The following is a 13,580-nucleotide window of genomic DNA, read 5'->3' on the forward strand; positions in this document are numbered from 1 at the left end:
TTTCAGTGAAAATCTTCTACTATAAAAATTTTTTATCAAAAAAAACGTTGAATTTTAATGTAAGCGCTTTTATCGTTTTTGTTATTTCCATAGCTGCATAATGATTCCTGTAACTGAGAATGAATGGATAACATTTCCATGCAAATTTAGCATAAAATAGTTCTTGTACTTTCTATACATATATGTTGATTTATTATGAAAAATTAGAGATAATAAGATTAGTACAATGCCAAGGAGGAATATATTTCATGACTTTTCAATTACCTGAATTAACTTATGCTAAAAACGCGTTAGAGCCTTACATCGATGAGGAAACAATGACGATACATCATGATCGCCATCATGCAACGTATGTAAACAATTTAAATGCTGCACTAGAGGGAAATCAAACATTGTTGAAGCAAGACATTAACCAACTTATCTCTAACATGGATGCTGTACCTGAAAGCGCTAAAACTGCTGTTAGAAATAATGGTGGCGGACACGCAAACCATTCTTTATTCTGGGAAATTATCGCACCAGGTGGAAGCAAAACTCCTACTGGAGCTTTAGCTAAAGCCATTGAATCAGAATTAGGTGGACTTGAAAGCTTTAAGGAACAATTCTCAAAAGCTGGAGCTACTAGATTTGGAAGTGGTTGGGCTTGGTTAAGTGTCAACGCTGATGGAAAACTCGTCGTACATAGCACTGCTAATCAAGATAACCCATTAATGGAAGGGTTAACTCCTGTAATAGGATTAGATGTATGGGAGCATGCATACTATTTGAAATACCAAAACAAGCGCCCTGATTACATTGCTGCATTCTTTAGCATTATTAATTGGGATGAAGCAAGCAAACGTTATGACGCAGCGGTAAAATAAACTAATGTACAACATTACGTTGTATACTAATAGCGCTAGCCTTGGAGGCTAGCGCTATTTTTCACATACAGATAAGTTAAATGAACTTGTTCCATCACCTTATTCAGGCTCTCCCGATTCATTCTTACTTAATAACGTATTTCCTATTTTCAAAAAGACATTTGGAAACGTATATGCTTCTATTTTCGATGGATCATACCAGTGATAACGATCATCTAGCACACTATCATTTTCATGCAAAGTACATTCATACACATCCATATCCCAATGAATATGGCTGAACATATGGGTGACGTTCATTGCCCATCCTAGAGGTTGTACTTCTATGCCTAATTCCTGTTTAATATGTTTTCTCAGTTTCACCATATCTTGATGATGTGACGTCTGATCTGCTGTTTTCTTCACTTCCCAATGTGGAAACTCCCACATGTTTGCTAGCAATCCTTCTGCTGGTCTTTTTGCAATCAATACTTGATCCTTATGCGCTCCTGTACCTCTAATCAAGGCGACTATACGTCTCTCTGGTCGAGGCGGCTTCGCTTTTTTCTTGATCGGTAACAATGTTTGCAAGCCTTCTTTACGAGCAATGCAATGTTTGAACACTGGACAAGTGTCGCATTTCGGAGATTTAGGAGTACATACTAGCGCACCTAATTCCATCAGAGCTTGATTAAAATCCCCACTACTGTCATGTGGAATAACGTTTACAATCCATTTTTCCATCATTTTACGTGTAGAGACTTTTGCAATATCTTCTTCTATTTTTTCATAGCGTGATAACACTCGCATCACATTCCCGTCCACCGCAGGCTCTGGTTTGTTATATGCAATGCTCAATACTGCACCAGCGGTGTAAGGCCCTACCCCTTTTAACTTTAAAATCTCCTCTTTCTCTTGTGGAACAACCCCTCCGTAGGTCGCTTCTACTTCCTTCACAGCGGCATGCAAATTTCTCGCTCTAGAATAATAACCGAGCCCCTCCCAAGCTTTTAACACTTGCTCTTCTGGTGCCTCAGCTAATGTTGAAACGGTGGGAAACTTACTCATAAAATTTTCAAAGTAAGGAATGACGGTATCTACTTTGGTTTGCTGTAACATGATTTCCGAAACCCAGACACGATAAGCGTTATGATCTTTTCTCCAAGGTAGATCTCGTTTATTGCCTCTATACCACGCTAATAACTGTTCAACAAAATAATTATGACGATGATGTGACATTTCTTCTCCTTTTTTTGTTACAAAATACTGAAAACACTGGAATCATACACTCGTTTATACGATATTAAATTATAATGAAAGTAAAGTGTAGCTTATATGATTAATGACATCCATGTAGCATGTAACTTTAACTATATATGTTGAATTACATATTTTCAACATATAACTCAATCCCATAAAATGGAGAATTTCTGAAGTTGGCTTGTCATGAACTATGGACTGAGATGACACATATTCTTCATTTTATGAAGCGCACCTTATTTTATTTTGAAGTGGAGGTCCAAAACATGAAAAACATGAAGAAATGGGCGGTAGTAGTAGGTATGAGCATGATACTTACAGCCTGTGGCGGTGGAAGTGATGACGGTGGAAGCGTTGGGGTAGACACAAGTTTAGACACAGCACAATACGGTGACGCAGTGAAAACATTTAACAACAATTGTATCGGATGTCACGCCAATGATTTATCAGGAGTCATGAGTGGAAGCAATATCACGCAAGTAGGAAGCAGACTAAGTAAAGATGAAATTAAAAACGTTATCGCGAACGGTCAAGGCATCATGCCTGCTCAAACGCAATTAGATGAAGAACAAATAGATCAACTTGCAACATGGTTGGAGACAAAAAAATAGAACTTACCAACCATTATAATCTCTTGTAGTAAGGGAATATTATATTTCCGTTTGCTGTTCTGCTACTGCAAAAGCTACAGCTTGTTCAGTGCTATGAGATATGGAAAGATGGATAGTAATATGTTCTGATGAGAGATTTAATTTGTCGAATGCTTTTTGTGAAAGCCGAACTTCTGGCTTTCCATCCGCATTCGGCATCATTATGATGTCGTGAAATCCAACTTTTTCCCCAATTCCACAACCTAACGCCTTTACAATCGCTTCCTTTGCAGCATAACGACCTGCAATATGTTCTTTTTTTCGATTTTCACTCATACTTAACAGCCTCTCCCCTTCCTCCTCTGTCAAGATGCGATGTATAAATTTTTCTGCTATTTTACCACTCAACAATTTCTCTATTCTTTTCAATTCTACGATATCTGTTCCGACTCCAATTATCATATTGTACCCCTTCTACTTTATATCTTTATTTTTATTATACGGTTTTTTCCATTTAAATACATAGCATGTCATCTTGTCTGTATATAGTGTACACTAATATAGTAACGACAATAAACAGGTAGTTTTGCCTGTATTAACATAGGTATCACTTTATATGTACTACCGTTCAACATGGTATTGCAATCAAACATAATGAAAGATGGTGAGCTAATGGATAAGCAAAAGAAAATAGATTTATTGAAGAAAGATAGACAATACGTGTGGCATCCATTCACGCAAATGAAAGATTACGAAGAACGCGATCATTTATTGATTGAAAAAGCAGAGGGTGTGTTCTTGTTCGATGCAGATGGGAATAAATATTATGACTCTGTTTCTTCATGGTGGACAAACATTCACGGCCACAATCATCCGCGAATTCAAAAAGCGATAGAGCAGCAAATTCAAAAAATGGATCACGTCATGTTCAGTGGCATGACACATGAGCCTGGTATTGAACTTGCAGAAAAACTAGTAGAGATTACTCCTGATTCACTTACCAGAGTATTTTATTCCGATAACGGGTCCACGGCTGTAGAAGTTGGTTTGAAAATGTCCTTCCAATATTGGCAACATAGAGGACGCAAAAACAAACATCATTTTATATACTTAAACAACAGTTATCATGGAGATACACTTGGTGCGGTTAGCATCGGGGGAGTAGAACTATTCCACTCCGTATTTAAACCGTTGCTCTTCCCTTCTTTCCTTGCTAAATCACCAGCAGATGTAGGCATACAGCAAAGTATAGAAGATGTAACAGCGATACTAGAAGAGCATGAAGATAGCATTGCAGGTATTGTCATTGAACCACTTATTCAAGCAGCTGGTGGTATGCACATCTATGATCCACAATACTTGAAAGAGATTAGAGAAGTATGTGATCGATATAATGTACATCTTATTGTAGATGAGGTTGCTACTGGATTCGGCAGAACAGGTAAAATGTTTGCTTGTGAGCACGCTGGTATTAGCCCAGACATCATGTGCTTATCCAAAGGACTAACGGCTGGAATTATGCCACTGTCCACTACACTATGCAAAGAAGAAATTTACCAAGCTTTCTATGACGATTACGATACATTCAAAACGTTTTTCCATGGTCATAGTTTTACAGGGAATCCACTCGCCTGTGCTGTAGCAGTAGAAAGTTTGCGCATATTTGAGGAAGACCAAGTGATGGCACACGTGGAAACAAGTGCCGCCTATTTGCAAAATATAAAGGAAGAGCTAATTTCAGTTCCTCATGTCACCAACATACGTGGAATTGGAATGATAGCAGCATGGGACTTAGTGCAAGATGTAGAGAATGGAACGCCTTTTGACCCTGAACAACGCATTGGCTACCACGTCTACCTAGAGTCATTGAAGCATGGACTGGTACTCCGTCCACTTGGAGATACACTGTATTTATGGCTTCCTTTATGTACAACGACAGAACAAATTGCAGACATCATGGAGCGTACAAAAGCAGTAATTGAAAAAGTAACTAAAAGCTTTATGAAATAAAGCTACTTCTAAAAGCTTTACAAAGTAAAGCTACTTCGTAAGCAAGAGAAGAAAAAGCTTTACAAAGTAAAGCTAAAGCCCCTTTAGATTTGTTCTAAAGGGGCTTTCTTTCTTAAACGATATGCATGCAGTCATTACATTCCTGCGTTCGTATCTTCTTCCATCATTGGTTCTTCCGTGTCCGTCTCTAATTTAAGATCTTCAGTGTTAATTTCTAATTCAAAATCTTCACTTTCCACTTCCATCGTCTCTTGTTCAAGAAGCGGTTTACTATACATAGAATGTAGGAAGATCTTATCACTACCTGTAACAGTCAAATCTAATCCCATTTGTTCAGCAAAAGAAGTTAAAGCTACATACGTTCTACCTTGATAGATAAAAACTCCTTCTGTGAACGTTTCAAAGTTGTCATCTGCGAAAAATGAAGTGACTTTATATTCTGTAGTCATACCGTCTTTCATCACGCTAGTTGTTTCTGTTTCCACATCATATTCAATTTTAGCACCTAGTGTTTCCACATATTCTCTAATCGGTACATATACTTTATCGTTCAAAAGGACAGGCATTTCAGCTGTTTCAAACAACTGACCTTCCAACAAAATAGTAGCAGGTTCTACACTAGAAATTTCGCTATACTCTCCCCAGATTTGTTGTGAGAAGATTTCTGCAAATTTTTGATATCCCATTTGATTCGGATGAATATCTTCAACACCAATGTGTGTGTAAGCTAGCTCATTACCTACAAACGGCTCAGCTACTAGTGCTAATGATAAATCTAATCCTAACGATTGAAATCCAGCAACAACTTCACTTAATTGATCTGTCATCGTTTGTCTCAATAAATCTAAACCTGCATACTCTTCTCCAACTGCAACTTCAGGAATTGGCTGATATTGATCAGAAATAACGATTTTAGCATCAGGATTTAGTGTGTACAAGATTTGCAAACTTTCAGCTAAATTAGTGCCAATCGCCTGCAAGCGCTCTGTAAATACCGCTGCAATTTCTTCTTGCGTTTTCTCACCTAATAAATTGGGCAGATCTATAATATCATTTCCACCAATCGTGATCGTAATAAGATCAGCTTCTTGCACATTCTTTTTTACGACATCTAACTGAGAAAGTATTTCCGTCAATTTAGGATCATAGAAATTAGCTTGAATCTCCTCTGCAGTCATTTCTGTATTTTCAGTTGATATCGCTGTAAGTAATCTCAACAATACATCTGTTTCTATCCCTAATACACCATAATTGTTCACTTCTGCTCTACCTTGTAATAATGCTTGCTCATAAACTCTTTCTACAAATCCATAAGGTACAGATTCTGGAGTCCATCCAGGCTCAAATCCTGATGTAATGGAATCACCAAAAGCAACGTATTTGTAAACTGCTGCTTCTTCCATCTTCATGTCATCCATTTCGTGCATCTCAACCGTTGGTGTTTCTGTCATTGCTGGCATCACTTGCAATTCTTCCGCTTCTTCTGCTTGTACTGGAATAAATGTAAAAACTAAACATAATGAGAGCGCAGTGGCTGCCACCCATTTTATTTTTTGCTGTATATGTTTCATATATATTTGTCCTCCCTAAATTTAAAGTACATGGAACGTTCTATTACTGCTGTAGACATAATTTAAAATTTTCTGAAAACTTTAACACAATAATGAATTAAAGTATAATTAGCTATAAATTAACTTTTATTACAAGTATGCAACAGATACCTCTGCATTGTAACTTTTCCTTACCTCCTTATTCATATAATCTAATAAAAAATAAGAAATCATTAACATAATACCATAGTTTTATTGATATTACCATTTATTTTGATTTCTTGAAATGCTAGAGTACTATGCTACCCTAGCATTTCATATTTCATGGTGAATGATAACATTTACGCTTATATACCTGGAATAATGGAACGTTTATGCTGCGTATTTTGATATAATTGCTCTAACTTCTCTCTCACCGATGCAGGTACTTCTTTTCCTTCCAAGTAGTCACTGTTATCGTCATAACTAATACCTAACTCATCTTCATCGGTTTGTCCTACCCATAACCCAGCCGTCGGTGCTTTTGTAATAATTTGCTGTGGCACACCTAAAACCTCCGCCAACATTTTAACTTGGCGCTTGTTTAGTGTACTCAATGGTGTAATATCTACTGCTCCGTCTCCATATTTAGTAAAGAAACCAGTCAACGCTTCCGACGCATGGTCTGTTCCCACAACGAGTACATTTTGCTCAAATGCGATCGCATATTGCATTACCATTCTCGTACGAGCCTTGATGTTGCCTTTCCCCTTCACACTAACGTGACGGTGTACACCAATCGATTTCAAACTGTCTTCCACTTCTAAAGCAACTTCGTTCACTGCCTCTTCTATATTCGTCTCCATGGTGTGTTGAAGTTGAAACTCTTCTGCTACAGCATAACTATGTTCAATATCTTCTTGTTCACCATACGGTTGGAATACACCAATAGTACGATAATCTTGACCTGTTTCCTTCGTTAACTCATCCGTAGCACGTTTACAGAGACCTGCGGTCACCGCACTATCTATTCCTCCGCTAATAGCGATGAGAAGTCCGGTTGTTTTAGACGCTAATACGTGTTCTTTTAAAAATTGTACCCGCTTGTCCACTTCTGCTGCTACATCTATCGTTGGTTTTACACCTAACGCTTCTATAATGTGCTGTTGCATGTCTTTCTCTCTCATATTGTTTACACCCTCCTAAACGATAACGATACAAAATCATCATTCATCTATATAAGTTGAATTAACTTGTTAATGCAACTTATTACCACGATGCATAAGATGGAGAAATCTCCACATCACACCTTTACGCCTAGCTACTGAGGCGTAAACTTGTATTAGATCATTTCTTCATCTTATATATGTACGTAACATATTATATAAATTATACCGTATTCCCACATGTAAAGCCAAACAGCAACGATATATGCCATCGCTATACTGGTATGTTTTGCGTAGCAGTGTAAATTATACAAAAGTAACAGTTAACATCTTTCCAGTTTTTATGTATAATAAATTACAGGATTATTTAGTATGTACACTGATCATTACTTACTCAAGTTACCTTTTGCCTCAGTTGCATAATAATCAAACAATCTTAGGCTACGCTTACCGACATTCATCTCCCACTTACTCATTGGGCTATGCCCTTCTCACTCGTTGAAGTGGGAGTCTTGAGTCTTCTGTCGGAAAAAGATAAATAAAACGTACGAGAGGAGCGTTCTTTTCCATTGACGAGATTAAAAACGTTATCAGAGATAAATAAAATGAAGCAAGCAGGGAAAATTTTAGCTGCTTGTCATCAAGAAATAAAAAAAAGAATCCAACCTGGCATTAGTACTTTAGAAATAGATGCTTTTGCCGAACAGTTCTTGTTAGACCATGGCGCTACACCGGAGCAAAAAGGTTACAGAGGCAGAGTCATGGATTATCCTTACGCCACATGCGCTTCCATCAATGAGATGGTGTGTCATGGCTTCCCCAGCAAAGAACCTCTAAAAGAAGGCGACATCGTAACCATCGATATGGTAGTCAATCTTGATGGATGGCTAGCTGATTCCGCTTGGTCTTATGCAGTAGGTAAAGTTTCAGAACAAGCAGATAACTTACTGAAAGATACGAAGGAATCTTTATATATCGGCATTGAGCAAGCAAAGATCGGAAATAGAATTGGAGATATATCACACGCTATTCAAGTGTTCGGTGAAAGTAAAGGCTATGGAGTAGTCAGGGAATTCTCAGGTCATGGTATTGGGAAACATATTCATGAAGCTCCCGATGTTCCTCATTTCGGTAAAGCAGGGTTTGGTCCTCGTATTAAAGAAGGAATGGTATTTACGATTGAACCGATGTTGAATCTAGGAACAGCCCATTGTTACGTTGAAGATGACGGGTGGCAAGCAAAAACGTTTGATGGAAAATGGTCTGCACAGTATGAGCATACGATTGCGATTACGAAAGACGGACCTATGATTTTAACCGATCAAGATCATCTATAAAATGTAAGTATAAAACATCCCCCCTCATGTTATATGAAGGGGGATGTTCTTTGCTTCGTTTAGATATACTTATCTTTATCTATGTTTAGCAATGTTGATCAAATGCAGCAGTTAAATCATTAGCAATATCTACAGCAGTGCGATCTTCTATTTGATGACGCTCAATAAAGTGCACTAATTTTCCATCTTTAAATAAAGCAATGGATGGAGATGATGGCGGATTAGGTGCTAAATATTCTCTTGCTTTTGCCGTTGCTTCTTTATCCTGACCAGCAAAAACCGTATATAAATGAGTTGGTGTTTTAGCATGCTGCAATGCTTTTGCTACTCCTGGACGACATTGCCCAGCAGCACAACCACACACAGAGTTCACGACAAGTAATGCCGTACCTGTCATACCTTCAAAATTCTCACTTACCTGTTCTGGAGTTGTAAGCTCCGTAATACCTATGTTTGTCAATTCCTCACGCATAGGTCTTACCATATCTTCCATATAAAATTGAAATTGGGACAACAGATTCCCCTCCTTAACTTTCTAAGTATCCTGTACTTTCGTACTCTTCCATTATACATCTGGACGAGAAGAAATAAAACATGGAGATGATGATTGTTCCACATCCTCATGGAATGCACTCAAGATAAGATCCATAATTCCTGATGATCATGATCATCCATCGTCCTTTTGTCTTTTTTCTTTGTGTATGAAATAGGATACATCATGTAAAGGATGGGAAATATTATTCCCCTCTGGGTACGTTCCTTTTTCAAAATATTGCTTATTGCTAGGAAGGTGAAAGCCAATATCTTTCGTTGGATGAACCCATTCCTCCCCGGCCATGGTAGCAGGGTCTGTATGTTCATCCCAGTTTGTTAGAGGAGAGTTTGGAGATTCATATTCATGATCCCCAATTACTACTCCATGTTGATTCATGAAAGGCGCTACAGCTTGCATATGCAACTTGGGCATAAACTGTATTTCATATGGATCTAACTTCGGATCCCCCAGATTTTTCAACTTTTCCTCACTATCTACATTACGATCTACATTGTTCTGTATTTGATCATTGCTTTCTTTCATCATTGTTCCCCCATCTTATGTGGCAGGTTCATTTGGTCCATCTAAATACTTATCGGTGATCTTTTTATTTGCTTTTTGCTTGTTTTGTTTATTTTCTCTGTCATGTTCTTGTTGTGCTTTTGATTGTGATGAATGCGTCATTTTATCATCTCCTTTCCTCTTTATTATGTGCAAAAAGAAATGAAATATCATGAAGACGTACATCTCTGTTTACTTTACTTCCTGTCCAACATTAAGCTATACTATCTAATGCAATGAAAGGAGACTGGAAACACATGAAATACGACGTCATTGTTATTGGAGGAGGCCCTTCAGGATTAATGGCCAGCATCGCTGCTAGTCGCAATGGTGCAAAAGTACTCCTTTTGGATAAAGGAGATAAACTCGGAAGAAAGTTAGCTATATCTGGTGGAGGTCGCTGTAACGTTACGAATAATGGAGACGTCGACCACATCATTCAACACATACCAGGTAATGGTAAGTTTCTTTACAGCGCTTTTCATACGTTTAGCAACAGAGACATCATTACATTTTTTGAAGACCTCGGCATTTCTTTAAAAGAAGAAGACAATGGGAGAATGTTTCCAGTTAGTGATGAAGCAAAGACGGTAGTGGATACGTTGATTGCAGAAGTTCGTCGCCTTGGGGTGAAAATCAAAGTCCATACTCCTGTGCAACAACTTCTCATACGTGAAGAAAGATTACAAGGTGTCGTCTTGATAAATGGAGAGACTATACTTGCAGATAACGTCATCCTTGCCGCTGGTGGAAAATCAGTACCACATACAGGTTCAACAGGAGATGGTTATGCTTGGGCAGAGCAAGCAGGACATACCATTACGACGTTATACCCAACAGAAGTACCTATTACATCTAATGAGAAGTTCATTCAACAAAAACAATGTCAAGGACTATCATTAAGAAATGTCATCTTGACGGTATGGAATGAAAAAAACAAAAAAATCATTTCTCATCAAGGAGATATGATCTTTACCCATTTCGGTATATCTGGTCCTGCAGTTTTGCGATGCAGTCAATTTGTAGTGAAGCAATTACAGAAAAATAAAGTTAATACTACTGTTACCATTACCATTGACCTTCTTCCAGAACAAAAGATCCAACAAATACAGCAAATGTTATTATCAAAAGGCAATGAAAATCCTAACAAATTATTAAAAAACACATTGAAATCTTTCATTCCTGAACGTATAGTGCCTGCCATACTAGATAAGTTGGATATCAATCATGAACGTTGTAATTATGATATTTCCAATATATTGTGGGAAAAGATAGCCATGCAAATCAAAGCTTTTAACATACAAGTAAATGGTACGTTACCAATCGAAAAAGCATTCGTAACAGGTGGAGGAGTAAAATTAAAAGAAATTGATCCGAAATGTATGCAATCAAAATTGTTACAAGGCCTTTTCTTTTGCGGAGAAATATTAGATATACATGGTTATACAGGTGGCTACAATATTACTGCTGCTTTTGCCACAGGATTTACGGCGGGAAAAAATGCCGCGCTGCTAGGCTCTAACATCGGCTGAGAAGTGATCAAATTTTTGATCTTGGTCTGACAATATGCTTTGTAATGATTCGTCCATTTCATCTTCTTCCTCTGTCGATGTTGCTTTTTTGCTTTCAGTGTCCTTAGTCATCTCATCGTGAATGATATCTTCATTGACGATATGAGCTGGAATAGATATAAATTCTTCTCCGAATTCGTATGCCATGGAGAAAATTTCTAAATCATTATATTTGCTGCTCGTAATTAATTCCCCACCATGCATAAAAGCAATTTCTAGAGCAGATGTTAAGTCACATTTATCAATATGAATCTTAAGAGAAGGTTGTTCTGTATCTGTAAACATCACAGGACTATATCCTAAATCATTATACGTGTCCCAAGCTAATTTTGCTTGATTGCCATCTTGAAATTGGAATACGATAGAAGCTGGTTCCAACTGAATATCCTCCTTTATCATGGTAATGGTAGTGTAACCACAATAATTGAAGTTATTCTGTCTCCTTTTAGCAGTAAACTTTTCATGACATGCCAAGGTTAGCTTACATCTATTTCATGACACGCTTTACCTTGCTTATAGTTCTCACTACCGTATTGATGAAGTAAAATGGGTTAGCAAAACGAAACTTAGGGACCACATCATATGGCCTCATCATTTCATTATCTTCGTGTTCTAACATGTGACAATGCCACACATACCTACCACTATATGGAGTAAATTTCGTTATCACCCTCACTTCCTCTCCTGGATTAGCAGCTACGACGTCTTTCCACCCTCTCTCATATATCAGCGGACGTTGTTTATCACCGGTATACGTGACCTCTCCTGTTGCAAGGTATTGCTCTTTATCAAAACGTTGCCGACTCAACAGTAAAAATTTTACAAGATGAATATGTATAGGGTGTGTATCTTCTGATATATTTATAAACTTCCAAATTTCTATGCTATGTAGTTTAGGCTTTTCTGTTACTGGCTGGCTCCACGTCGTTTTATTCAACAACATATAAGGTCTTCCGTACTCATCTTTTTCTTCGGATAGTAATAATGCCCTTTCTTTTACAGCATCTTCTTCTTTCCATTTGTCGTAAGGATACTGTAGGAATAAAGGTTTGGCATCATGCACTGCCTGCTCTTTTGCAAATTGACTAGAGATCTGTTTACTGGTCACTCTAAATTGCATCACATAACGAGTATATTCATTTACTTCATCCCCAGATGGATAAGGGGCTCTTGCACTATTGAGGAGATTTATTCTTCTTTGACTGCTGTGGGAAAAATCAATGATAACATCGATCCTCTCTGCTGGTGCTAGCAAAAACTTTTTCACCTTTACTGAACGCTCTAATAAACCTTGATCCGTTCCTATCACTTCAAAAGACTGCCCATTGTCTAAACTTAATTCAAAAAAACGGGCATTTGCAGCGTTTAATATTCTAAATCGATACTTTTTCTTTTCGACATTCAAATAAGGGTATGCCTTGCCATTCGTAATAATAAAATCTCCAAAAAATTCTCCGAGAATACAAGGAAAAACACCGTACGGATTGGGCGTTGGTTCAGGAGGATAATACATTTCCCCATTTTCAAAAAAGCATTTATCTTGAATCATTAAGAAAACTTCTTCATTTCCTTTCGGTAGCTGCGCCTTTTTTTCTATTTCGTCACGGATAATATAAAAACCAGCTAAACCAGCATAGACGTTCAATCGATTGATACCTACCGTATGATCATGATACCAAAGCATCGTCGCTTGCTGAGGATTATCATACTCATACACTTTCCTAGTGAAAAATGGTCCTGTTACTTCATAACCGTTCGTATACCATGCATCTGGGTATCCATCGCTATCTGCCCTCGTTACCCCACCGTGAACATGCACTACCGTTCTAACCTCAGGTTTATCTTCTTCTGCACCATGAACCGTTTTATCTACAGGTAAAAAATGCTTCAATGGTAATTCGTTTTTCCATTCCACCTTCACTTTTTCATTACGATTTACCTCAAAATATGGAGCTACATATTGCCCATCATATCCATAAATCGTGCTCGGTCCGAGATCACGATGAAATGTATGGTTGCTTTCTAACATCTTTATCTCATATAACGTATTGCCTTTTACTTGCTTAAATGGCTGCTTCTTTTTCGGTCTAGGTAGGGGATCCACAAAGCGTGTTAAATGCAACAAACACCACCTCCATGCTGTATCCTATGCAAGAAGTGGTGTTTAATATGAAAATAG

At 37.7% G+C, this 13,580-nt stretch carries 14 protein-coding genes; 5 read left to right on the forward strand and 9 right to left on the reverse strand.

The features are described from left to right. Positions 1–248: 248 nt before the first annotated feature. Positions 249–863, forward strand: coding sequence for a superoxide dismutase (locus D1Z92_RS08175; RefSeq protein WP_128895179.1), 615 nt, complete (start codon positions 249–251; stop codon positions 861–863). Between the two features lie 99 nt (positions 864–962). Here D1Z92_RS08175 and mutY read toward each other — a convergent pair whose 3' ends face one another. Then, positions 963–2,081 (reverse strand): A/G-specific adenine glycosylase, encoded by a 1,119-nt coding sequence (mutY, locus tag D1Z92_RS08180; protein WP_128895180.1) that lies wholly within the window; start codon positions 2,079–2,081, stop codon positions 963–965. 287 nt (positions 2,082–2,368) lie between these two features. Here mutY and D1Z92_RS08185 point away from each other — a divergent pair, with 287 nt between their 5' ends. Continuing rightward, positions 2,369–2,713 (forward strand): c-type cytochrome, encoded by a 345-nt coding sequence (locus D1Z92_RS08185; protein ID WP_164931512.1) that lies wholly within the window; start codon positions 2,369–2,371, stop codon positions 2,711–2,713. 39 nt (positions 2,714–2,752) lie between these two features. Here D1Z92_RS08185 and acpS read toward each other — a convergent pair whose 3' ends face one another. Then, a complete protein-coding gene (gene acpS / locus D1Z92_RS08190) occupies positions 2,753–3,154 on the reverse strand; it encodes a holo-ACP synthase (protein ID WP_128895182.1) in 402 nt (133 codons plus the stop codon). Between the two features lie 210 nt (positions 3,155–3,364). Here acpS and bioA point away from each other — a divergent pair, with 210 nt between their 5' ends. After that, the gene (bioA, locus tag D1Z92_RS08195; protein WP_128895183.1) at positions 3,365–4,702 is read left to right on the forward strand and encodes an adenosylmethionine--8-amino-7-oxononanoate transaminase; all 1,338 of its coding nucleotides are present in this window, start codon (positions 3,365–3,367) and stop codon (positions 4,700–4,702) included. A gap of 134 nt (positions 4,703–4,836) precedes the next feature. On the opposite strand, the gene D1Z92_RS08200 is transcribed toward bioA, so the two are convergent. Together D1Z92_RS08200 and nadE are read right to left on the reverse strand one after the other, a co-directional pair. After that, the gene (locus D1Z92_RS08200) at positions 4,837–6,273 is read right to left on the reverse strand and encodes a GDSL-type esterase/lipase family protein (protein WP_128895184.1); all 1,437 of its coding nucleotides are present in this window, start codon (positions 6,271–6,273) and stop codon (positions 4,837–4,839) included. Between the two features lie 326 nt (positions 6,274–6,599). Next, the gene (gene nadE / locus D1Z92_RS08205; RefSeq protein WP_240666623.1) at positions 6,600–7,418 is read right to left on the reverse strand and encodes an NAD(+) synthase; all 819 of its coding nucleotides are present in this window, start codon (positions 7,416–7,418) and stop codon (positions 6,600–6,602) included. Between the two features lie 548 nt (positions 7,419–7,966). Here nadE and map point away from each other — a divergent pair. Beyond that, the gene (map, locus tag D1Z92_RS08210) at positions 7,967–8,734 is read left to right on the forward strand and encodes a type I methionyl aminopeptidase (RefSeq protein ID WP_128895185.1); all 768 of its coding nucleotides are present in this window, start codon (positions 7,967–7,969) and stop codon (positions 8,732–8,734) included. An 85-nt stretch (positions 8,735–8,819) separates the two neighbouring features. Here the strand turns inward: map and D1Z92_RS08215 are convergent, their stop codons facing one another. From D1Z92_RS08215 to D1Z92_RS17715, 3 genes are all read right to left on the reverse strand, one after another. Then, positions 8,820–9,227, reverse strand: coding sequence for a BrxA/BrxB family bacilliredoxin (locus D1Z92_RS08215; RefSeq protein WP_370741248.1), 408 nt, complete (start codon positions 9,225–9,227; stop codon positions 8,820–8,822). A gap of 174 nt (positions 9,228–9,401) precedes the next feature. Beyond that, on the reverse strand, positions 9,402–9,812 hold the full coding sequence (locus tag D1Z92_RS08220; protein ID WP_128895187.1) for a DUF3905 domain-containing protein: 411 nt from the start codon (positions 9,810–9,812) through the stop codon (positions 9,402–9,404). 15 nt (positions 9,813–9,827) lie between these two features. Continuing rightward, positions 9,828–9,953 (reverse strand): hypothetical protein, encoded by a 126-nt coding sequence (locus tag D1Z92_RS17715; protein ID WP_276318871.1) that lies wholly within the window; start codon positions 9,951–9,953, stop codon positions 9,828–9,830. A 134-nt stretch (positions 9,954–10,087) separates the two neighbouring features. On the opposite strand from D1Z92_RS17715, the gene D1Z92_RS08225 reads away from it, so the two are divergent. Beyond that, entirely contained in the window at positions 10,088–11,362 is a 1,275-nt protein-coding gene (locus D1Z92_RS08225) for a BaiN/RdsA family NAD(P)/FAD-dependent oxidoreductase (protein WP_128895188.1), read from the forward strand. Here the strand turns inward: D1Z92_RS08225 and D1Z92_RS08230 are convergent. Both D1Z92_RS08230 and D1Z92_RS08235 read right to left on the reverse strand, forming a co-directional pair. Next, entirely contained in the window at positions 11,342–11,779 is a 438-nt protein-coding gene (locus D1Z92_RS08230; RefSeq protein WP_128895189.1) for a hypothetical protein, read from the reverse strand. The genes D1Z92_RS08225 and D1Z92_RS08230 overlap by 21 nt on opposite strands. A 109-nt stretch (positions 11,780–11,888) precedes the next feature. Further along, positions 11,889–13,526 (reverse strand): multicopper oxidase family protein, encoded by a 1,638-nt coding sequence (locus D1Z92_RS08235; protein WP_240666624.1) that lies wholly within the window; start codon positions 13,524–13,526, stop codon positions 11,889–11,891. Between the last annotated feature and the right edge of the window lie 54 nt (positions 13,527–13,580).

It is taken from the genome of Longirhabdus pacifica (assembly GCF_004115085.1).
In the GTDB taxonomy this organism is placed as follows: domain Bacteria; phylum Bacillota; class Bacilli; order Paenibacillales; family DSM-105158; genus Longirhabdus; species Longirhabdus pacifica.

Excerpts from the sequence above, each read along its gene's own strand:
- nadE (WP_240666623.1), bottom strand. The coding sequence starts at position 7,418 with ATGAGAGAGAAAGACATGCAACAGCACATTATAGAAGCGTTAGGTGTA.
- D1Z92_RS08185 (WP_164931512.1), top strand. The coding sequence starts at position 2,369 with ATGAAAAACATGAAGAAATGGGCGGTAGTAGTAGGTATGAGCATGATA.
- D1Z92_RS08220 (WP_128895187.1), bottom strand. The coding sequence starts at position 9,812 with ATGAAAGAAAGCAATGATCAAATACAGAACAATGTAGATCGTAATGTA.
- D1Z92_RS08225 (WP_128895188.1), top strand. The coding sequence starts at position 10,088 with ATGAAATACGACGTCATTGTTATTGGAGGAGGCCCTTCAGGATTAATG.
- mutY (WP_128895180.1), bottom strand. The coding sequence starts at position 2,081 with ATGTCACATCATCGTCATAATTATTTTGTTGAACAGTTATTAGCGTGG.
- acpS (WP_128895182.1), bottom strand. The coding sequence starts at position 3,154 with ATGATAATTGGAGTCGGAACAGATATCGTAGAATTGAAAAGAATAGAG.
- D1Z92_RS08200 (WP_128895184.1), bottom strand. The coding sequence starts at position 6,273 with ATGAAACATATACAGCAAAAAATAAAATGGGTGGCAGCCACTGCGCTC.
- D1Z92_RS08215 (WP_370741248.1), bottom strand. The coding sequence starts at position 9,227 with ATGGAAGATATGGTAAGACCTATGCGTGAGGAATTGACAAACATAGGT.
- bioA (WP_128895183.1), top strand. The coding sequence starts at position 3,365 with ATGGATAAGCAAAAGAAAATAGATTTATTGAAGAAAGATAGACAATAC.
- D1Z92_RS17715 (WP_276318871.1), bottom strand. The coding sequence starts at position 9,953 with ATGACGCATTCATCACAATCAAAAGCACAACAAGAACATGACAGAGAA.
- D1Z92_RS08175 (WP_128895179.1), top strand. The coding sequence starts at position 249 with ATGACTTTTCAATTACCTGAATTAACTTATGCTAAAAACGCGTTAGAG.